7 protein-coding genes are annotated in these 24,730 nt (G+C 51.0%); all 7 read right to left on the bottom strand.

The genetic code is table 11. The features are described from left to right. Positions 1 to 67: 67 nt before the first annotated feature. Entirely contained in the window at positions 68 to 766 is a 699-nt protein-coding gene (locus tag R2K28_RS06325) for a hypothetical protein (protein ID WP_316368518.1), read from the bottom strand. 83 nt (positions 767 to 849) lie between these two features. Continuing rightward, the gene (gene lpdA, locus R2K28_RS06320; protein ID WP_316368517.1) at positions 850 to 2,985 is read right to left on the bottom strand and encodes a dihydrolipoyl dehydrogenase; all 2,136 of its coding nucleotides are present in this window, start codon (positions 2,983 to 2,985) and stop codon (positions 850 to 852) included. A gap of 225 nt (positions 2,986 to 3,210) precedes the next feature. Further along, positions 3,211 to 4,632, bottom strand: a complete 1,422-nt coding sequence (locus R2K28_RS06315; protein ID WP_316368515.1) for a TolC family outer membrane protein — start codon at positions 4,630 to 4,632, stop codon at positions 3,211 to 3,213. A gap of 397 nt (positions 4,633 to 5,029) precedes the next feature. Beyond that, positions 5,030 to 20,194 carry an Ig-like domain-containing protein gene (locus R2K28_RS06310; protein WP_316368513.1) on the bottom strand — a complete coding sequence of 5,055 codons (15,165 nt, stop codon included), beginning with the start codon at positions 20,192 to 20,194 and terminating at the stop codon, positions 5,030 to 5,032. Between the two features lie 174 nt (positions 20,195 to 20,368). Next, complete coding sequence (locus R2K28_RS06305) at positions 20,369 to 21,106, bottom strand: response regulator transcription factor (RefSeq protein ID WP_316368511.1); 738 nt, start codon at positions 21,104 to 21,106, stop codon at positions 20,369 to 20,371. A gap of 4 nt (positions 21,107 to 21,110) precedes the next feature. Continuing rightward, the gene (locus tag R2K28_RS06300; RefSeq protein ID WP_316368509.1) at positions 21,111 to 22,496 is read right to left on the bottom strand and encodes an HlyD family type I secretion periplasmic adaptor subunit; all 1,386 of its coding nucleotides are present in this window, start codon (positions 22,494 to 22,496) and stop codon (positions 21,111 to 21,113) included. A gap of 29 nt (positions 22,497 to 22,525) precedes the next feature. Further along, positions 22,526 to 24,718 (bottom strand): type I secretion system permease/ATPase, encoded by a 2,193-nt coding sequence (locus tag R2K28_RS06295; RefSeq protein WP_316368508.1) that lies wholly within the window; start codon positions 24,716 to 24,718, stop codon positions 22,526 to 22,528. Positions 24,719 to 24,730 lie beyond the last annotated feature (12 nt).

Raw genomic sequence — 24,730 nt, 5'->3', positions numbered from 1 at the left:
ATTGCAATGCAGCTTGCATCCATTACTACTTGTCAAACAAATCGACACCTAATAGGGCTCCCCTAACCTATTCGCAGGCATTGAAATATTCGGATTCGTCAGCCAGGGCGTCGCGGCATTGGGCGCTGGCATAGGTGAACCCCCCGGGCACACTATGCATATCCTGCAGCTCCATCGAGACCAGCTGGCTAGCGGCATTACAGGCCTCTCTGGATGCACACTGTTTCTCACTCCCACAAACCTTGAGACGGAGTTTTTCACAGGGGGTCTGATGACCGGGTGAACGTCTGTCGCAGGCCTGAAAAAAGGTCTCATTGCCCAATGCCTCCAGGCAGTGGGTGGAGCTTTCAAGTATGTTTCCGGACCAACTACTGTTCAGCTCACTGTGCTCCATTGCGAGCAATTGCCGGGCGGGATCACAGGCAGGGTGGGAATCGCACTCATTATGCATCCCACACACCTTCTTCACCAACTGCATACATGCCGCATTCAGGCGATCACGTTCCTGTTCCCGTTGTGCATCAATTATCACACGGTCTCTTATGGCAACGCCATCGCGGACAATGATCACCGCCCCATTGTCGAGTTTGTGGACACCATCCCAAAGGGGGGTGGTCTCTCCCTCGGTTTCGCGGGTCACTTTATTGGTATTTGGATCGATGGAGATATGGCTGCCATCCTGCAGTTTACCCTGCCATGAGGAGCTATCGGCAAGTGCAACCAGGGGCAAAATAAATACAATTGTGATGATGTGGCGCAACAGCATGCTACTCACCCTGACTAATTCAACTAACTCAGCATCAGAATATCATAAATTATTTCCGCAAACCGAGTCATCCAACCAATCTTCTACCCCCGTCGCCAGGCATGATAACGCTCCACCCATGACAATAGGGTTTCAGGTGTATGGGCACGTTTCCAGGCACCGGCAACATATTTATTGGCCTCGAACAGGGTTGGGTAGATATGTATCGTGCCGAGTATCTTGTTCAAGCCAAAACCATGCTTCATGGCAGCAGTGAATTCACCGATCAATTCACCCGCATTCTCACCGACGATGGTGGCACCGAGAATCCGGTCCTTATCCGGTGGTGTCAGAACCTTCACCATCCCATGGGCCTCTCCCTCCGCGATTGCCCGATCCAGTTCCGAGAGATCGAACCTGGTTACCTCGTATTCGATGCCCTTCTGCTCTGCCTCTTGTTCATTGAGACCCACCCGCGCCACTTCCGGATCGGTAAAGGTTGCAAACGGGATCACTGAGTAATCCACCTTGAAGCGACGAAATACACCAAACAGGCTATTCACAGCCGCATACCAGGCCTGGTGGCCAGCGGTATGGGTGAACTGGTATGGGCCAGCCACATCGCCGCAGGCATAGATGGTGGGGATGGATGTCTGCAGATACTCATCGGTCTCTATGGTGCCGTTTGGATTAAGCGCCACCTTCAACTCCTCCAGGCCAAAACCACTGGTATTGGGTTTTCGACCCACCGCAACCAATACCCGGTCGAATGGTACTTTTGCCTGCTCCCCCTCATGTTCGCAGATCAGCAGATTCTCACCCTCCTGTTTGGTAAACTCCACCGCCTTGTACCCAACCATCAGGTTGATGCCCTCCTCCTTGAAGCGTTGCGTCACCAGATCAGCAACATCTTCATCTTCACGAATCATCAGTCTGGGCATCATTTCCACAATGGTGACCTGGCTGCCGAATCGGGCAAAGGCCTGGGACAATTCACAGCCGATCGGTCCGCCTCCCAATACTAACAGCCGTTCAGGTAATTCACGCAGTTGCCAGAGATTATCCGAGGTCAGGTAGTCGAATTGATCAATGCCGGTTATCGGGGGTACGAAGGGGCCGGCACCTGTGGCGACGATGATGTGGGGGGTTCTTATTTCTATACCGTTAACCTCCACGCTGTAGGGTGACGTGATGCGCGCCTCGCCCTCGATGACCTCCACACCCAGTCCTGTATAGCGCTCCACCGAATCGTGCGGCTCAACCTCTTTGACAACCTTTTGTACCCGTTCCATGATGTTACGGAAGTTGTATTTGACATCGATGGCATCGAAGCCCCACTCCTTGGCCCTGCGGCTCTGGCCCAGGATGCGCGCGCTGCGGATAAGCGCCTTGGATGGTACACAACCTGTATTCAGGCAATCACCGCCCATCTTGTGTTTTTCTATCAGGGTCACCTGGGACTTCACCGCCGCGGCGATATAGGCTGAGACCAGTCCTGCGGAACCACCGCCGATCACCACCAAATTTTGATCGTATGCCTCAGGGCGCTCCCAGTCTTTCAGTACCTTCTGTCGTTTAATTAGATCAACCAATCTTTTTGCCAGCAGCGGAAAGATACCCAGAAGCACAAAAGAACCGATCAATCCGGGTGAAAGGATGCCTGAAGCCGAATCCAGGGTGGCAAGCTGGGTACCTGCGTTTACGTAGACAGCCGTTCCCGCCAACATGCCGAGCTGGCTGACCCAGTAGAAGGTCCAGGTACGGATGGGGGTCAGCCCCATGAGTAGATTGATTACGAAGAAGGGAAATATCGGTACCAAGCGCAAGGTGAAGAGATAGAAGGCTCCATCCTTACGCATCCCATCATTGATCGCCTTCAAACGATCTCCATATCGGTCCTGGACCAGATCCCTAAGCAGGAAACGAGCAATCAGAAAGGCCAGAGTGGCGCCGATGGTGGAGGCAAACGATACCAAGACAAACCCCCACAGAAAGCCGAAAACCGCACCTATTGCCAAGGTCATGACTGCCGCACCCGGCAGAGAGAGCGCCGTCACCGCCACATAAATTACAAAGAAAACCAGGGTTGCCAACACTGGGTTAGAAGCCTTCCATGAGATAATTCCATCCCGCTGGGATTTGAAATAGTCGAGGGTCAGGACCTTGTCCAGATCGAACAGAAAAAAGGCAAACACCAGCAGTGCCACCACTAGCAGGAGAATAAGTTTACGGGGGTTCATAGGTCTCTACCTTACTAAATGCTGTACATTTTTGTTATTGAGCTACGCACAATCCTAGCAGATGGATTCAATATGGTTTTCCCAGGAATCTCACCGAAAGATAACGAATATTGTCAGAATATGAGTTATCGCTGTGGATGCTGGCTTCTAAACCAGGCGGTGGAGAGCGAGGGGTTCATTTAAACACCCCTGACTTAGAGAACGGAGAAACCCGGAATGGATTACTTATTGTAGTGAAACCGGCTCTTGCAAAACCGATCTCAATGGAGCCACCTCTTCCAAAATCGCACTTTTATCAGCGACACCGCTGTAGGCCTTATGCAGCTCATCACCATCATCATTGGTTTCCGGCAGTACAATTCCGAGATGAACTTTCAACTTGTTGATACCGACCAGTAGACGATGCTGGGAGAATTGGTGGTCGTACCAGGTTTTTGTTTTCTCCCTTTTTGCCTCATATAACTCATTCTCCGAGTCCAGCAAATCGAGTAACGAACGCTTACCGAGATTGAACTGCTTGGCATAGGCATCGCGAGCCTTTTCACTGGCAACCACATGCTCCTGCTGATATACCAGCTGCTTCTGAGTGACATCGTAGGCCGACCATGACAATCTGATGCTCTCGACAACCTGGCGATAGGTATTGTTGCGAATCTCCTTGGCCTCGTTGACCAAATGGGCAGTCTGCCTGTTACGCGCCTGGTCCTTACCGCCTGCGAACAGATTGTATCGCATGCGAAGCATTGCCGTGACATCGTCATCGCGCCCTTCCACACCGTCCAGGTCATCACCGTACCTTGCCCCCACTTCAAGATCAAAACGTGGATAGTGAGCACTTTTAGACGCCTTGTACTGGGCCATGGCGGCAGCCACATCGGCATTCGCAGACATCAATGTCGGATGGCTTTCAAGTGCAAGCTGGATGGCCTCATCCTGGGTGGGTGGCAGGGATTCAAGTGCGGGATCAATTTGCTCGAGGGATTTTGGCAGCAGGCCTACAACACGTAGAAAGTTCGTCTCTGCATCCTTGAGATTCACCTCGTCCGATAACATATTCGCAGAGGCAGAAGCGCGACGACCTTTGATCTGCGCCAAATCTGAGTTTCTGCCAACACCGGATCTGCTGCGCAGCTCCACCTGATCATAGATCCTTGCATGAGCCTGGAGGTTTTCCGATGAAAGCGCCATCAGGTCTCGATGCAACAGAACCTGTATATAGGTCTCTACAGCTTTCAATCCGAGTTTTTCACTGGCGCTCTCAAGCACTTTTCGCTGTGCTTCAACCCTTGCGTTTTGCCGATCCACCTCACTCTGGGTGGCGAATCCGTCAAACAGCATCTGGCTCAGGGTCAAACTGGCCTCCTTGCGGGTCAGGGAACGATAGTCATCACCACTGGCCCGGGTAGTATTGTTATCAGTCCGCTCATAGCCTGCTGCAGCATTCAAGTCGATAGATGGCTTATAGCCGGACCGTGCCTGGCCCAACTCCTCAAGCCGGGACAGATGCTGGCTGGACTCAACCAGAACCTCAGGATTCGTTTTGATCGCATGCTCGACCGCTGTACGCAGATTCAAGGCGTACGCCGGGCCAAACACCACAAGCAACAACGCCACCAAACCAGACTTCGTTAAAAAACTGCCAACCATTGGGTACCCTAAATTTACAACCACTACAAAATTATTGTGAGCCAGTTATCACTCTGTATCGGCATATCAGCAACTAACTTAAACCCTGAAAAAGGGTGATTCCGGCAGGTATTCCGTCGTGATTTCAGTGCTCTATCACGGCTTTTGTAACCATCACACACCACCTGTCCAATCCCTTGCCCAGATTCCCACAACCGGCCCAATGTTAGACTATTTATGTTAAAAAACATACAGATATAACTACATCAACAACCTATACAGAGACTATCTGCAATTATCAAGCTGCGAGTTGTAAAACTAAGTGAAATTGTTTTGCCTGCTTGTCGGCGCCACGCCATAAAAAAGGGCCCGCAAGGGGCCCTTAACAACTATAGGCAGACAATTTAGATGCGACTCATCATATGATCGTTACGGTTACCTGATCCTCAATCAACAAGGTAACGCTGTCATCCGCATTGAGATACTCAGTAAAAGTATGACCATTTTGGGTGACACTATTACCGGACTCATGCCAGTCGCTGGACAATTCCACACTATCTGAAGTGTCTCCCAGGATTTCCAGCAAATTATCGCTATCGGTCATGGTCAACACATCGTCAACACTCAGATTCATGATATCGTGATCACCGACTGTCAGGTCTATCCGCTCAATATTGCTGATACTGGATATACTGCTGAAGTCAAGATCGTCATTATCAGGTGCAATCAGCGTATCGAAGCCGGCATCACCGGAAAGAAGCGTATCAGCGGGATCGAAGATCAGGGTGTCATTACCGCTACCACCACTCGATTGATCGCTGCCAGCCCCACCATCCAGGACATCATCTCCACCATTGCCATTCAAGGTATCGTTTCCTTCATAGCCGGCGATGTATTCATTGACCGCGCCGCCGCTCAGGATGTCGGCAACAGGTGAACCGTCAATACTTTGGTAACCGCCGATGGTGATGGTCAAGGTGGCACTGGAGACATCCCCATCCTCATCCGTAATCGAATAGCTGAAGGTTTCATTTATCGTCTCACCGGGGTCCAATCCATCTTTGGTCTCCCGATTCAATTGGAAGGAGTAGTTACCATTGGAATCGACCGTCAGATCACCATAAGGGCTCGATGTATCACCCCAGACAACATCGGTCGATGAGCCATCACCTCCGGTTGAATTCGACACATTTCCTGTGACTACAGGGAGTGGATCGGTGGAAACGATACTACCCATGATATCAAACGGATTCACTGCCTGTTCATCTGTACGGATGGTCGATACGATATTCCCAGTTGTATCCATGAATCCATCCACTCTGACCTCATACTCCTGTCCACCAATGGAAATCGTTACCGCTTGCGCAGGTAGCGTAATGATATCTCGTGGGTCTGCACCATCGTTTGGTGTCTCATCGTGATCCATCAATACATCAAACTGTATTGTAGTGGCATTTCCGTTAACCACCACATCCAGTTCCAGCGTAAGGGTTACACTGTCCAGAGTGGAAGAGTTGGCATAAATGGGCCAGTTGTTATGGGAAAAATCGGCCAGCTTGAATGATTCGCCGATTTGCACGTTAGCACCACTCCCTGTATAGGTTGGGTTATCTACCAACGTATAGCCCGATTGAGATCCGCCACGCGGCGTACGTCCCCACATCAGGTTGTCAGTATATGCATCTGAATCGGTATCCTGCTGGGTTACATATCTCGTACCATTAATGAACACAGGATTGGTCCAGCCGGCTGCGAGATTTTGTATCGATAGGGAATCGACGCCGATATGCATATTAGCGGTGACACTGTTGGCATTTGGAGCATCGTCTTCAATCTGAACAGTCAGAGGTGCAGATGCACTATCGGTACCATCATCCACCGTAACATCCACATCGAAAGAAATAACATCCTCCTGGCCTGCCACAGGGTGATCCACCCTATCCGATAGGGTAACTGAATAATTTCCAGCCGTGTCGATGGATATGCGAACCACTTCGGAACCACCCGCAGATCCTATCAGGGTATCAGTTCCATCACCTGTCCAGGTGATTTGCTGACCATATGAGGTCATAACGGCCCCAGGTTCTGTCAAAGTCACTGTCAAGGTATCTCCATCAGGGTCTGTTACAGACATATTACCGTTAGAAATAACGCTATCTGATATATCTGTAGGTGAACCTACGGAATCGGGTACGCCGTCTATTAGACCCTCTTCAGAAACGGTGGCCGTTGCAGGAGTGATTTCCGGGAGGTCATTCACTTCATTCACAGTGACAGTCACGGTGGCAGTGTCCGTACCCCCATTACCGTCATCAATGGTATAGGTAAAGGTATCAGTACCATTGAAATCCGCATCCGGAGTATACACAGGATTACCTGTCACGGGATCGATAGTGACTGTACCGTTGGTACCCTGGGTCACTGATGTGATTGTCAGTGTATCACCATCCGGATCGCTGTCATTAGGCAGCACATCGACCGTAACAGGAACATCCTCATCCGTATCTATCGTGTCATCTATAGCTACTGGAGTATCGTTCACTGCATCGACTGTCACAGTTACCGTGGCGGTATCAGTACCTCCGTTACCATCATCGATGGTGTAGGTGAAGGTGTCGGTTCCGTTGAAATCCGGGTTTGGGGTGTAAACAGGATTCCCTGATACCGGATCAATCGAGACGGTACCATTGGCCCCTTGGGTTACTGAGGTAACCGTCAGGGTGTCGCCGTCTGGATCACTATCATTCGGTAATACATCTACAGTAACTGGCGTGTCCTCGTTGGTGCCGATGGCATCATCGGTAGCCACTGGGGCATCATTCACTGCACCCACAGTGACAGTTACTGTCGCTGTATCCGTACCACCGTTACCATCATCGATAGTGTAGGTAAAAGTGTCAGTGCCATTGAAATCGGCATTTGGCGTGTAGACTGGGTTGCCGCTAATCGGATCAATAGCCACGGTGCCGTTGGTTCCCTGGGTTACAGAGGTAACCGTCAGGGTGTCACCGTCTGGATCACTGTCGTTGAGTAGGACATCAACAGTAACAGGAACATCTTCATTGGTGCCTACTGCATCGTCAGTAGCAAGAGGCGCGTCATTCACTGCACCTACAGTCACAGTCACTGTGGCCGTATCTGTGCCACCATTGCCATCATCGATAGTGTAGGTAAAGGTATCGGTTCCGTTGAAATCCGGGTTCGGCGTATAGACAGGGTTACCTGATATAGGATCAATGGCAACGCTACCATTAGCTCCCTGGGTCACTGAGGTAACCGTTAGGGTATCACCATCCGGATCACTGTCATTCGGCAGTACGTCAACCGTGACAGGGGTATCTTCATTGGTGCCTACTGCATCGTCTGTAGCAAGAGGCGCGTCATTCACTGCACCTACAGTCACAGTCACTGTGGCCGTATCTGTGCCACCATTGCCATCGTCGATGGTGTAGGTGAAAGTATCCGTACCGTTGAAATCCGGATTCGGTGTGTAAACAGGATTACCACTGACTGGATCAATGGCAACTGATCCGTTGGTTCCCTGGGTCACAGAGGTAACCGTCAGGGTGTCACCATCTGGATCACTGTCATTTGGCAACACATTGACAGTAACCGGCATATCCTCATCCGTGCCTATACTGTCATCCACAGCCAATGGAGTATCGTTCACTGCATCGACGGTGACAGTTACAGTGGCGGTATCGGTACCGCCGTTGCCGTCATCGATGGTGTAGGTGAAGGTGTCGGTTCCGTTGAAATCCGGGTTTGGGGTGTAAACAGGATTCCCTGATACCGGATCAATCGAGACGGTACCATTGGCCCCTTGGGTTACTGAGGTAACCGTCAGGGTGTCGCCGTCTGGATCACTATCATTCGGTAATACATCTACAGTAACTGGCGTGTCCTCGTTGGTGCCGATGGCATCATCGGTAGCCACTGGGGCATCATTCACTGCACCCACAGTAACCGTGACTGTCGCTGTATCCGTACCACCGTTGCCATCGTCGATGGTGTAGGTAAAGGTATCGGTTCCGTTGAAATCCGGGTTCGGCGTATAGACAGGGTTACCTGATATAGGATCAATGGCAACGCTACCATTAGCTCCCTGGGTCACTGAGGTAACCGTTAGGGTATCACCATCCGGATCACTGTCATTCGGCAGTACGTCAACCGTGACAGGGGTATCTTCATTGGTGCCTACTGCATCGTCTGTAGCAAGAGGCGCGTCATTCACTGCACCTACAGTCACAGTCACTGTGGCCGTATCTGTGCCACCATTGCCATCGTCGATGGTGTAGGTGAAAGTATCCGTACCGTTGAAATCCGGATTCGGTGTGTAAACAGGATTACCACTGACTGGATCAATGGCAACTGATCCGTTGGTACCCTGGGTTACTGTGGTAACCGTCAGGGTGTCACCGTCTGGATCGCTGTCATTTGGTAAAACGTCAACCGTGACAGGGGTATCTTCATTGGTGCCCACTGCATCGTCGGTAGCCAAAGGCGCATCGTTAACACCACCTACAGTAACCGTGACTGTCGCTGTATCCGTACCACCATTGCCATCGTCGATGGTGTAGGTAAAGGTATCGGTTCCGTTGAAATCCGGGTTCGGCGTATAGACAGGATTCCCTGATACCGGATCAATCGAGACGGTACCATTGGCCCCTTGGCTTACTGAGGTAACCGTCAGGGTGTCACCGTCTGGGTCGCTATCATTCGGTAGAACCGCAACCGTAACTGGCGTATCTTCATTAGTACCGATGGCATCATCAGTAGCGACCGGTGCATCGTTCACTGCACCCACAGTAACCGTGACTGTCGCTGTATCCGTACCGCCGTTGCCATCATCGATGGTATAGGTAAAAGTGTCAGTACCATTGAAGTCCGGATTCGGTGTGTAGACTGGGTTACCGGTCACTGGGTCGATTGTGACACTACCGTTCGTGCCTTGAGTGACAGCGGTCACTGTTAATGCATCGCCGTCTGGATCGCTGTCGTTGGGTAGGACATCCACGGTAACTGGTGTGTCTTCGTTTGTGCCGATGGCGTCATCAGTCGCCACCGGTGCATCATTCACTGCACCCACAGTCACAGTCACTGTGGCCGTATCTGTGCCACCATTGCCATCGTCGATGGTATAGGTAAAGGTATCGGTGCCATTGAAATCTGGATTCGGGGTGTAAACAGGATTACCACTGACTGGATCAATGGCAACTGATCCGTTGGTACCTTGAGTTACTGAGGTAACCGTCAGGGTGTCACCGTCTAGATCGCTGTCGTTGGGTAGGACATCAACAGTAACAGGAACATCTTCATTGGTGCCTACTGCATCGTCAGTAGCAAGAGGCGCGTCATTCACTGCACCCACAGTAACCGTGACGGTAGCCGTATCCGTACCGCCGTTGCCATCATCGATGGTGTAGGTGAAGGTATCCGTACCGTTGAAATCCGGGTCCGGGGTATAGACAGGATTACCTGTCACAGGGTCTATTGCAACCGATCCATTAGTCCCTTGAGTTACTGAAGTGACAGTCAGTGTGTCGCCGTCCGGATCACTATCATTCGGTAGAACCGCAACCGTAACTGGCGTATCTTCATTAGTACCGATGGCATCATCAGTAGCGACCGGTGCATCGTTCACTGCACCCACAGTGACAATTACTGTCGCTGTATCCGTACCGCCGTTGCCATCGTCGATGGTGTAGGTGAAGGTATCTGTACCATTGAAATCCGGATTCGGCGTATAGACAGGATTACCTGTCACAGGATCTATTGCTACCGATCCATTGGTCCCTTGAGTTACTGAAGTGACAGTCAGGGTGTCACCGTCTGGATCGCTGTCATTCGGCAATACATCTACGGTAACCGGCATGTCTTCGTTGGTGCCTACTGCATCGTCAGTCGCTAAGGGTGCGTCATTCACTGCGCCCACAGTAACCGTCACGGTAGCTGTATCCGTACCGCCGTTGCCATCATCGATGGTGTAGGTGAAAGTGTCTGTGCCGTTGAAGTCCGGATTCGGTGTATAGACCGGATTACCACTAATTGGATCAATGGCCACGGTGCCGTTCGTACCTTGAGTTACTGAGGTAACCGTCAAGGCATCACCGTCTGGATCACTGTCGTTGGGTAGGACATCAACAGTAACAGGAACATCTTCATTGGTGCCAACCGCATCATCAGTCGCTAAGGGTGCGTCATTCACTGCGCCCACAGTAACCGTCACGGTAGCGGTATCCGTACCGCCATTCCCATCATCGATGGTGTAGGTGAAGGTGTCCGTACCGTTGAAGTCCGGGTTCGGCGTATAGACAGGATTGCCTGATATAGGATCAATGGCAACGCTACCATTAGCTCCCTGGGTCACTGAGGTAACCGTTAGGGTATCACCATCCGGATCACTGTCATTCGGCAGTACGTCAACCGTGACAGGGGTATCTTCATTGGTGCCTACTGCATCGTCTGTAGCAAGAGGTGCGTCATTCACTGCGCCCACAGTAACCGTCACGGTAGCGGTATCCGTACCGCCGTTGCCATCATCGATGGTGTAAGTGAAAGTATCCGTGCCGTTGAAATCGGCATCTGGTGTGTAGACTGGGTTGCCACTAACCGGATCAATAGCAACAGTTCCGTTGGTTCCCTGGGTTACAGAGGTAACCGTCAGGGTGTCACCGTCTGGATCACTGTCATTTGGTAAAACGTCAACCGTAACAGGAACATCTTCATTGGTGCCTACTGCATCGTCAGTCGCAACCGGTGCATCATTCACTGCACCCACAGTAACCGTGACTGTCGCTGTATCCGTACCACCGTTGCCATCATCGATGGTATAGGTAAAAGTGTCAGTACCATTGAAGTCTGGGTTAGGTGTATAGACAGGATTACCTGTCACAGGATCTATTGCTACCGATCCATTGGTCCCTTGAGTTACTGAAGTGACAGTCAGCGTGTCGCCGTCTGGATCGCTGTCGTTGGGCAGCACATCAACCGTGACAGGAACATCTTCATTGGTGCCTACTGCATCGTCAGTCGCAAGAGGCGTGTCATTCACTGCACCCACTGTAACCGTGACGGTCGCTGTATCCGTACCACCGTTGCCATCATCGATGGTATAGGTAAAAGTGTCAGTGCCATTGAAATCAGGATTCGGAGTGTAAACCGGGTTACCTGATACAGGGTCGATTGCTACACTACCGTTCGTGCCTTGAGTGACAGCGGTCACTGTTAATGCATCGCCGTCTGGGTCGCTATCGTTGGGTAGGACATCAACAGTAACAGGAACATCTTCATTGGTGCCTACTGCATCGTCAGTAGCAAGAGGCGCGTCATTCACTGCACCCACAGTCACAGTCACTGTGGCCGTATCTGTGCCACCATTGCCATCATCGATGGTGTAGGTAAAGGTATCGGTTCCGTTGAAATCCGGGTTAGGTGTATAGACAGGATTACCTGTCACAGGATCTATTGTTACCGATCCATTGGTCCCTTGAGTTACTGAAGTGACAGTCAGCGTGTCGCCGTCTGGATCGCTGTCGTTGGGCAGCACATCAACAGTAACAGGAACATCTTCATTGGTGCCTACTGCATCGTCAGTCGCAAGAGGCGTGTCATTCACTGCACCCACAGTGACAGTTACTGTCGCTGTATCTGTACCGCCGTTGCCATCATCGATGGTGTAGGTAAAAGTATCGGTGCCGTTGAAATCTGGATTCGGAGTGTAAACCGGGTTACCTGATACAGGGTCGATTGCTACACTACCGTTCGTGCCTTGAGTGACAGCGGTCACTGTTAATGCATCGCCGTCTGGGTCGCTATCGTTGGGTAGGACATCAACAGTAACAGGAACATCTTCATTGGTACCTATCGCATCATCAGTAGCGACCGGCGCATCGTTAACCGCACCCACAGTAACCGTGACTGTCGCTGTATCCGTACCACCGTTGCCATCGTCGATGGTATAGGTAAAAGTGTCAGTACCATTGAAGTCAGCGTTGGGCGTGTAGACTGGGTTGCCACTAATCGGATCAATAGCAACAGTTCCGTTGGTTCCCTGGGTCACAGAGGTAACGGTCAGGGTGTCACCGTCTGGATCGCTGTCATTCGGCAGTACATCCACGGTAACCGGTGTGTCTTCATTAGTGCCTACTGCATCGTCAGTAGCAAGAGGCGCGTCATTCACTGCACCCACAGTAACCGTGACTGTGGCCGTATCCGTACCGCCGTTGCCATCATCGATGGTATAGGTAAAGGTGTCGGTGCCATTGAAATCAGGATTCGGAGTGTAAACAGGATTACCACTGACTGGATCAATGGCAACTGATCCGTTGGTTCCCTGGGTTACAGAGGTAACCGTCAGGGTGTCGCCGTCTGGATCACTGTCATTTGGCAACACATTGACAGTAACCGGCATATCCTCATCCGTGCCTATACTGTCAGCCACAGCCAATGGAGTATCGTTCACTGCATCGACGGTGACAGTTACTGTCGCTGTACCCGTACCGCCGTTGCCATCATCGATGGTGTAGGTGAAAGTATCCGTACCGTTGAAATCCGGATCCGGGGTATAGATAGGATTACCTGTTACAGGATCTATTGCTACCGATCCATTGATCCCTTGAGTTACTGAAGTGACAGTCAGCGTGTCGCCGTCCGGATCACTATCATTCGGTAATACATCTACGGTAACTGGCGTGTCTTCGTTAGTGCCGATGGCGTCATCGGTCGCCACCGGTGCATCATTCACTGCACCCACAGTGACAGTTACTGTCGCTGTATCCGTACCGCCGTTGCCATCGTCGATGGTGTAGGTAAAGGTATCGGTTCCGTTGAAATCCGGGTTCGGCGTATAGACAGGATTCCCTGATACCGGATCAATCGAGACGGTACCATTGGCCCCTTGGCTTACTGAGGTAACCGTCAGGGTGTCACCGTCTGGATCACTATCATTCGGCAGTACATCCACGGTAACTGGCGTGTCCTCGTTGGTGCCGATGGCGTCATCGGTCGCCACCGGTGCATCATTCACTGCACCCACAGTCACAGTCACTGTGGCCGTATCTGTGCCACCATTGCCATCATCGACGGTATAGGTAAAGGTATCGGTGCCGTTGAAATCCGGGTTCGGCGTATAGACAGGATTACCGGTCACTGGGTCGATTGTGACACTACCGTTCGTGCCTTGAGTGACAGCGGTCACTGTTAATGCATCGCCGTCTGTATCGCTGTCGTTGGGTAGGACATCAACAGTAACAGGAACATCTTCATTGGTGCCTACTGCATCGTCAGTCGCAACCGGTGCATCATTCACTGCACCTACAGTCACAGTCACTGTGGCCGTATCTGTGCCACCATTGCCATCATCGATGGTGTAGGTGAAGGTATCTGTGCCGTTGAAATCCGGGTTAGGTGTATAGACAGGATTACCTGTCACAGGATCTATTGCTACCGATCCATTGGTCCCTTGAGTTACTGAAGTGACAGTCAGCGTGTCGCCGTCTGGATCACTGTCATTTGGCAACACATTGACAGTAACCGGCATATCCTCATCCGTGCCTATACTGTCATCCACAGCCAATGGAGTATCGTTCACTGCATCGACGGTCACAGTCACAGTGGCCGTATCTGTGCCACCATTGCCATCGTCGATGGTGTAGGTAAAGGTATCGGTTCCGTTGAAATCCGGGTTCGGGGTATAGACAGGATTACCTGATATAGGATCAATGGCCACGGTGCCGTTCGTACCTTGGGTCACTGAGGTAACGGTCAGGGTGTCACCGTCTGGGTCGCTATCGTTGGGTAGGACATCAACAGTAACAGGAACATCTTCATTGGTGCCAACCGTATCATCGGTGGCCACAGGTGCGTCGTTCACCGCACCCACAGTAACCGTGACGGTAGCCGTATCGGTACCGCCGTTGCCATCATCGATGGTATAGGTAAAAGTGTCAGTACCATTGAAGTCCGGATTCGGTGTGTAGACTGGGTTGCCACTAACCGGATCAATAGCAACAGTTCCGTTGGTTCCCTGGGTCACAGAGGTAACCGTCAGGGTGTCACCGTCTGGATCACTATCATTCGGCAGTACGTCAACTGTAACAGGTGTATCTTCACTGGTACCTATCGCATCATCAGTAGCGACCGGAGCATCGTTAACAGCACCCACAGTAACCGTGACTGTCGCTGTATCCGTACCACCGTTGCCATCGTCGATGGTGTAGGTAAAGGTATCGGTGCCGTTGAAATCCGGGTTCGGCGTATAGACAGGGTTACCTGATATAGGATCAATGGCAACGCTACCATTAGCTCCCTGGGTCACTGAGGTAACCGTTAGGGTATCACCATCCGGATCACTGTCATTCGGCAGGACTGCAACCGTGACAGGGGTATCTTCATTGGTGCCTACTGCATCGTCTGTAGCAAGAGGCGCGTCATTCACTGCACCCACAGTGATAGTTACTGTCGCTGTATCCGTACCACCGTTGCCATCGTCGATAGTGTAGGTGAAGGTGTCGGTGCCGTTAAAGTCCGGATTAGGTGTGTAAACAGGATTACCGCTGACTGGATCAATGGTAACGGAACCATTGGTTCCCTGGGTTACTAAGGTAACGGTCAGGGTGTCACCGTCTGGATCGCTGTCATTCGGCAGTACATCCACGGTAACCGGTGTGTCTTCATTGGTGCCTACTGCATCGTCAGTAGCAACCGGTGCATCATTCACTGCACCCACAGTAACCGTGACTGTCGCTGTATCCGTACCACCGTTGCCATCATCGATGGTATAGGTAAAAGTGTCAGTACCATTGAAGTCTGGGTTAGGTGTATAGACAGGATTACCTGTCACAGGATCTATTGCTACCGATCCATTGGTCCCTTGAGTTACTGAAGTGACAGTCAGCGTGTCGCCGTCCGGATCACTATCATTCGGCAGTACATCCACGGTAACTGGCGTGTCTTCGTTAGTGCCGATGGCGTCATCGGTCGCCACCGGTGCATCATTCACTGCACCCACAGTAACCGTGACGGTAGCCGTATCTGTGCCGCCGTTGCCATCGTCGATGGTGTAGGTAAAGGTATCGGTGCCGTTGAAATCCGGGTTCGGCGTATAGACAGGATTACCGGTCACTGGGTCGATTGTGACACTACCGTTCGTGCCTTGAGTGACAGCAGTCACTGTCAGTGCGTCACCATCTGGATCACTGTCATTTGGTAAAACGTCAACCGTGACAGGGGTATCTTCGTTAGTGCCAATAGCATCATCGGTGGCTATAGGTGCGTCGTTCACCGCACCTACAGTAACCGTTACAGTGGCCGTATCTGTGCCACCATTGCCATCATCGATGGTGTAGGTGAAGGTATCTGTGCCGTTGAAATCGGCATTTGGTGTGTAGACTGGGTTACCACTAACCGGATCAATAGCAACAGTTCCGTTGGTTCCCTGGGTTACAGAGGTAACCGTCAGGGTGTCGCCGTCTGGATCACTGTCATTTGGTAAAACGTCAACCGTGACAGGAACATCTTCATTGGTGCCTACTGCATCGTCAGTAGCAAGAGGCGCGTCATTCACTGCACCTACGGTCACAGTCACAGTGGCCGTATCTGTGCCACCATTGCCATCGTCGATGGTGTAGGTAAAGGTATCGGTTCCGTTGAAATCCGGGTTCGGGGTATAGACAGGATTACCTGTCACAGGATCTATTGCTACCGATCCATTGGTCCCTTGAGTGACAGCAGTCACGGTCAGTGCGTCACCATCTGGATCACTATCATTCGGTAATACATCTACAGTAACTGGCGTGTCCTCGTTGGTGCCGATGGCATCATCGGTAGCCACTGGTGCATCATTCACTGCACCCACAGTAACCGTGACGGTAGCCGTATCCGTACCACCGTTGCCATCGTCGATGGTGTAGGTAAAGGTATCGGTGCCATTGAAATCGGCATTTGGCGTGTAGACTGGGTTGCCGCTAACCGGATCTATTGCTACCGATCCGTTGGTACCCTGGGTTACTGAGGTAACGGTCAGGGTGTCACCATCTGGATCGCTGTCATTCGGCAGTACGTCAACCGTGACAGGGGTATCTTCATTGGTGCCCACTGCATCGTCGGTAGCCAAAGGCGCATCGTTGACACCACCCACAGTAATCGTGACTGTCGCTGTATCCGTACCACCATTGCCATCATCGATGGTATAGGTAAAGGTGTCGGTGCCATTGAAGTCAGCGTTGGGCGTGTAGACTGGATTGCCACTGACCGGATCAATAGCAACAGTTCCGTTGGTTCCCTGGGTCACTGAGGTAACCGTCAGAGTGTCGCCGTCAGGATCGCTATCGTTCGGTAGGACTGCAACCGTGACCGGGGTATCTTCGTTAGTGCCAATAGCATCATCGGTGGCTATTGGTGCGTCATTCACCGCACCTACAGTAACCGTGACTGTTGCGGTATCCGTACCGCCGTTGCCATCGTCGATGGTGTAGGTGAAAGTATCCGTACCGTTGAAGTCTGGGTTCGGCGTATAGACAGGATTGCCTGATATAGGATCAATGGCCACGGTGCCGTTCGTACCTTGAGTTACTGAGGTAACCGTCAGGGTGTCGCCGTCTGGATCGCTGTCATTTGGTAAAACATCAACCGTGACAGGGGTATCTTCGTTGGTGCCTATCGCATCATCGGTCGCGACCGGCGCATCGTTTACACCCCCGACAGTAACTGTGACTGTCGCCGTATCTGTGCCACCATTACCATCGGTGATGGTATAGGTGAAGCTATCTGTACCGGTGAAGTTCGTGTTTGGGGTATAGACAGGGTTACCTGTCACAGGATCAATTGTGACACTACCATTGGCACCTTGAGTGACAGCTGTCACTGTCAGCGCGTCGCCATCCGGATCGCTATCATTCGGCAGGACCGCAACTGTAACAGGTGTATCTTCGTTAGTGCCAGTCGCATCATCAGTCGCCACCGGTGCATCATTTACACCACCCACAGTAACCGTGACGGTAGCCGTATCGGTGCCACCATTGCCATCATCGACGGTATAGGTGAAGGTATCGGTGCCATTGAAATCGGCATTTGGCGTGTAGACTGGATTGCCACTAACCGGATCAATAGCAACAGTTCCGTTGGTTCCCTGGGTCACAGAGGTAACCGTTAGGGTGTCGCCGTCTGGATCACTGTCGTTGGGTAGGACATCAACAGTAACAGGAACATCTTCATTGGTGCCTACTGTATCGTCAGTAGCTAATGGCGCATCGTTAATACCACCTACAGTAACCGTGACTGTTGCGGTATCCGTACCACCATTGCCATCATCGATGGTGTAGGTAAAGGTATCGGTGCCGTTGAATGCTGGATTCGGAGTATAGATCGGATTACCAGTGACTGGATCGATAGATACTGAACCGTTGGCTCCCTGGGTGAACGAGGTCACACTCAAGGTATCACCTTCCGGATCGGTATCATTCGTCAATACAGCTATAGTGACCGGGGTGTCTTCACTTGTACTCGCACTATCACTATTGGCAACAGGCCCATCATTGACGCCACCAGCCACTGTGATCATTACTGTGGCCGAATCATAGCCCCCATTCCCATCACTGACTGTATAGGTAAATGAATCAGTGCCTGTAAAACCGGCATTAGGTGTGTATTGATATGACCCGTTTGAATTTTGCACCAGTGTGCCATTGGATGGTTGGGTATTACTGGTAACTGAGAGCCTATCTCCCTCAGGGTCTGAGTCATTTCCAAGCACAAAGATACCGACTGGAGTATTTTCCTGAGTTGCAACTATGTCATTATCAGCTTCTGGCGGATCATTGACTGGAACAACATGAATTATTGAGACTGCGCTATTACTGTTACCATCACCATCGTTCAGAGTAATGTTAAGAATACGATCAACTGTTTGCGGAAAGTCACTAGTATTAACAAAATGAACAGCCTGAAGGGCTTGTTCGTATTCAGCAAGAGTTGCTGTACCTGTCAATGTCACCGTTGAGTCATCGACAACAGATGCTGTAATACCAAGTGGCAATCCACGAACGATTAAATGATCGAATGACTGATGGTTGGTCAAAACGACAGTTGCACTTTCTATATTTGTATCGTCGACATCTGTAATGACAACATCATCATCCACAACAGAAACTGCCGATCCGTCTTCAATAAAAGTGGTTTCATAACCAGTACCAGTTGCACTGCTGTCATCACCATCCAGATCAATTTCAGCAAGATCGTTTACACCATTGACTTCTATACGGGTTACAGCGATCTCGCTATCGAGCTCTCCGTCATTTACCGTGACTTGGATAATACGAGTCTCGGTAGATGGATTTTGGCTTGTATTCTCAAAGGTGATGGCGCGGATGGCGTTCTGGTAATCAGCCAGAGTGCCTTCACCACTGATTGTGATGCTATTGCCATTGATCGCCGCGGAAAGTCCTGCTGGCATATCACCAAAAGCCAACACATCATCTGCCTGGGGATTGGTCAGAGTTACTGTTGCACTCTGTAATGTCTCACTATCGACATCCGATACTGAAGTATCAATATCGGCAATTGAAATTGCCGCATCGCCTTCAGTAAAGGTTGTCAGGAAGTCATAACCCGTATCGCTAGAATCATTAGCATCAAGATCAACCACGGGGGGATCATTGACTGCCTGAACTGTAACAGTTGTGATTGCAGTATTACTGTCGAACTCACCGTCATTGACTGTTACTTCTATAATACGGGGGGTTTCATCAGGATTATCCGTGGTGTTTACAAATCCAATATCACGGATAGCTTGTGCGTAGACTTGCGGTGTCGCAGATCCACTTAACAACACTGTAATGACGCCAGGCACACTGGTATCCACGACAACATTCAAACCGCTAATCGTCGAAACATCCAACTGATCACCAAGCTGCGCATTGGTCAGCACGATTCTTGCGCTTTCCAGTATCGTGCCATCAGGATTGGAAACCTGGATATCCGCATCGGCTATGGGCAATGGCCCGCCATTCTCCACAAAGTGACTGAGATACCCGACGCCTACCTGTGAATTATCATCGCCATCCAGATCAATGGTGGGCAGGAGATTAATGATCGATGATGTCTCATCGGATTGAGCGAAACTGATAACCAATCCTTCAGTTTCATGTCCGCTGTCAGGTGTGGTTTGAGCACCCGTTCTCTCGACGGTGACAAAACTTGTACCTTCATTGTCTGCCGCAGCTTCACCAGGGCCTGCAGCCGGAGCTTCCTGGATGGCTGTTGGATCTTCGCCCAACAGGATTGCCTCTTGAATCGCATCAATTGAAGCGGCATATTCTGAGCCATCCTCCGGGGTGGTGGTCTGGTAGACATCGGCATCGAGCATGCCCTGCGAGTTACGCCCCAGTGTAAGATTGCCACCGTCATTGAAAACTATTTCAATGCTCCCAAGGTCACCTGTCACTATCTGTTCATCGGCAAACACAAGATCGCCAACCTGCAAGGTTCTGGTGACACCATCACTACCGGTTGCAGTTACTTCACCAATCACTTGACGTACAAAGCCAATAACCTGTCCTGATGCCTGGGTTGCTTGATTAGCCATCTTTGCCTCTACGATTCAGATCAATTTTGTTTGCTTCGAGGATCCGGCAGATGTGCCTGATCACCCTATTATCACTAATTTTCGTCGATTAAGATCGGCCTGCCTATTGTACCTTGGTACAATGCATATCTTATTGAATATATTGGATATTTATGATTCTGACGGGAGCAGCGGTCAAGTATTGATCAACAGGCCGAGCTGGAGGCGGTCTTTAGTCGTTGTCTTCCTAAAAATGGAGCTTAGGTGAGCCTTGACAGTTCTCTCGGTTATGTCGAGTTTTTTCGCAATGACTTTATTACTGTCACCGGCACCCACAAGACGGGCAATTTCACTTTCACGATCGGTAAGCTTAGCCAATTTCGCTTCGATGTCCGCTTTCTTGCCATCATCCGTCAGTTTAGACGGGCTCAGTCTGCTCATCAGCTTGAACAACAGACTTCGACCCACCCACACTTCACCCATCCGTACCAGTTCAACGGCCTTGAGCAGAAGTGCATGGGAAATATACCGATTGCAGTAGCCCTTGACGCCATTAGTGATCAAATAGAGCCCTTCGACATCATTTGGTGCTGCGGAAAGAACTATGAAGGCAACCTTCGGAAACTGTTGGCAGAGTAGCTGTGGTATTTGTTGGTAATCCTCGCCAAATAGATCAAGATCAACAAGTACAATCTCGGTCTGGCCCTTTTTCAAGCTACTTATCAGCGCCTCGGGTGTCGCGACAGACGATGGGTTTTCCACACCATTCAGTGCTTCATGCCAGCGTCTTGCAACTATCTCATCAGAACTACACAGTAAGATTTTTTTGGCCATGGGGATGACCTGCCGTTTAGCATCGGCATTGGGACTTTCATTCCCCTTGGTACGATCACTCGACAACTGATCGGTTTTGGGATTGATCGATAACTGCATCACCTTATCGTTCTCTCAATGCCCTGCCTTTAGCGCGCAATAACGGTTTGAAGAGATACTCGAGGACACTCTTTTTCCCGGTAAGAATATCGACCTCTGCCTGCATACCGGAAATGATCGGCAATGCCTTCTCCTGGGTGCCCAGATCTGTTTTGTCCGTTCTTACCCGTACAAGATAGTAACTATCCTGTTCGTGCTCCTCCTTGATGGTATCGGCACTGATATGCTCAACTTTACCCGTCAGAGCGCCATAGATGGCAAAGTCATAGGCGGTCAGTTTTACGATTGCCTTCTGACCCGGGTGGAGAAACGCAATGTCTTTTGGACCGACCTTCGCCTCAATCAGCAGGGAATCATCCAAAGGCACTATTTCCAGCAACTCCATACCTGGTTGTATAACACCGCCCAGGGTGTTGATCATGACCTGCTTGACCTTACCCTTGACTGGTGAACGCACCGCGGTACGGGTTACCCGATCTTCCAGTGCTATGCTTGTCTCCTGCAGCTGAGAGAGTTCTGCAAGCACCTCATTCAGTTCCACATGGGCCTCGTTCTGAAAACGAATTAAAATCTCAGAGACCTTTTGCTCTGCCTCTTCAAGACGGGATTTCATGCGCGGGATAGTCAAACTGGCTGTCTCGAGTTCCCCCTCCAGCTCACTGACCTCCTTTTCAAGGCGTAGGATTTCGACTTCAGATATTGCCCCAGCCTTCAATAATGGCTTGGATAGATTCAGCTCTTTATTGACTAGTGACAGATTGCGTTTCACTCTTGCGCTTTTCACATTGAGTTCATTGATTTCCTGACGTATCTGTTCAACCTGCTTGGACAGAATCGATCGATTGGTCTGTAACTCTTTTTGGCGTGAATTAAACAGGCCCTGTTCCTGGTTTATCAGGGCTGGATATTTGCCAGCCAGACCAGGAGGTGCCTCGAATGCCTGATTATGGGTCTCAGCCTGCAGCCTGGCGGCTTTTGCCTTCAGTGCCCAGAACTGTAACCGGGTCTCCCTCAAGGAAGAGGAGAAACGCGTGTCATCCAGCTGCATCAATACCTGTCCCTGCTCTACGGTGTCGCCAGCCTGCACATATAGAGCAGAAAGAATCCCCCCTTCTAGATTCTGAATGACCTGGATCTGGCTGGAGGGGATTACCTTACCGACCCCCCTTGTCACCTCATCCAGCTCAGCCCAGCTGGCCCAAACGATGGCCAGAATGAAGATAAAAAACACCATCCATAGTATGGTGCGCCCACCCCGGGGTGTCTGCACCAGCAGCGCTACAGTTTTATCGTCCATGAAATCCTTATCCCCGTTACCTGCCATTTCAGGTTTGAAGGACAGTTGTTCCGCCTGCATGCCTGCTTCTATTTTTTGAGACTGAGTATTCACCCTTTGATCCAATCTACTCTCTATTTCGTTCACTTGGCAGCGATACCACCACGGCTCTGTTTCAGGGCTTCAAGAACTTGCTCCTTCGAACCATCGGCAATGACCCGGCCGGCATCGATAACGATCAGGCGATCGACCAGGTCTAGCAGCGACGAACGATGGGTTACCAGGATCAAGGTTTTATCCTTCGCATACACAGAAAGCTGTCGCTTCAGGAGCGCCTCGGTACTGTTGTCCATGGAGTTGCTGGGCTCATCCAACATGAGCACAGGAGGGTCGAGCAGCAGTGCACGGGCGATGGCGATGGCCTGACGCTGCCCACCAGAAAGCTGTTCACCCCGCTCTCCCACCTGCATATCGAAGCCATGTGGGTGTTGATTGACGAAATCCATCACCCCGGCAATCTTTGCCACCTCCAGTATCTCGTTGTCATCCGCATAGGGGGCACCGAGAACAATATTCTCCCTGACACTGCCATAAAAGAGCATGATGTCCTGCGGCACATAACCGATACTGCGCCGAAGATCTGCGGGATCTACCTGGCGCAGGTCTGCACCATCGATGCGTACAGCACCGGAGTCGGGATCATAGAGACCCAGCATGAGCTTCTCGATTGTGGTCTTGCCCGATCCCACCTTGCCGATGATTGCGACCTTCTCACCGGCGGATATCGTCAAGGAGATATTTCTTAATGCCACCTTCTCTTCACCCGGATAGCTGAAGCTGACATCATCCAGTTCAATATCACCTTGGAACTGCTCCCGGCTGAGGAAGGATTTGTCTTCCGGTCGTTCGATAGGCAGTTCCATCACATTGTTGAGGCTACCCAGTGCGGTCTTCGCCTGATAATAGCGAACAGCCAGATTCGCCACCTGGGCCATTGGAGCCAAGGCACGCCCCACCAAAATCACACCGGCGATCAAGGCCCCCATGCTGAGCTCTCCTTCAGCTATCAGATAGACCCCGAGAACAACAATTCCAACTTGAGACATCTGTTGGAAAAAGGTTGCTACATTGGAAACCGAAGCTGACAGCAGACGGGACCGAACACCCCAGTGGGCGATATGACCAGTCAGTTGCTCCCACTTTCGCTGCACCTCACTCTCGGCACCCAGATGTTTTATTGTCTCAACAGCGGTAAGGGACTCAATCAGTGTCGCCCCCTTTTGCGCCGATGCGCGATAGGTCGCTTCGACCGAACGCCGGAGTGGCGATTGGATCAATATCCCATACACAATCACAATGGGTATGCAGACCAGGGGTACATACACCAATGGCCCGCCGATAAACCAAATGACCAGGAGAAACAGCAGAACAAAGGGTAGATCGACCAGGGTTACAACAGTGGCCGAGGTAATAAAATCCCGGATACTTTCGAACTCGCGCAGATTGTTGGCAAAAGCGCCTACCGAGGGCGGACGCGCCGCCATCTTGATACCGAGAACACGCTCGAACAGCATCGCGGAAAGCAAGATATCCGACTTTTTCCCAGCGACATCGATGAAGTACCCGCGCAGGCTCCGCATAATCACATCAAATGAATAGACGATGGCTATGCCAATCGCCAGCACCCAAAGGGTCTCGATGGCATTGTTCGGCACTACCCGATCATAGACGTTCATAATAAACAGCGGACTCGCCAAAGCGAACACGTTGATAAGAAATGACGAGACCAGCACATCTCGATAGATGCGCCATGATTTTACCAGTGTCCCCCAAAACCAATGGCGTGAGTGTAGTCTCAAAACCTCGGGAGAACGGTCATCGAAGCGGTGCTCAGAACGGATAAAGATCGCATATCCCGAGTATTGCTGCTCGAGTTCATCCAAGGCTATCTGATGCGTGCCTTCACCACTCTCAGGCTGCATAACGGTCAACTGCTCGGCATCTTCACTGCGTTCCATCAAGACACAGCTCTGCCTGTTGTTGAGCAATAACACCGCCGGCAGCACCAGGGAGCTTATTTTCTCTATTGGTCTTTGGACTACCCTGGCACTGAGTTGAGCCCGCTCTGCAGCACGCAGAAAAAGCTCGGGTGTCAGGCGATGATTCTCCAGGGGCAGCCCGGCGCGTAACGCATCATGGGAGTGGACACGCCCATAATAGCGGGTTAAAAAAACCAGACAATCCAATAGCGGATCATCAAATGCAGATCCATCAGTGGGATGTTTCCACTCCTCCGTTACATCCTGTTGCTGTTGTTGTGCTTTAATATCTGACATGGATTGTTTTGT

The sequence above is a fragment of the Candidatus Thiodiazotropha sp. CDECU1 genome, assembly GCF_963455295.1.
GTDB lineage: Bacteria > Pseudomonadota > Gammaproteobacteria > Chromatiales > Chromatiaceae > Thiodiazotropha.
Note: the sequence above shows the minus strand (reverse complement) of the source record. Positions and strands in the feature narration are given on the sequence as shown.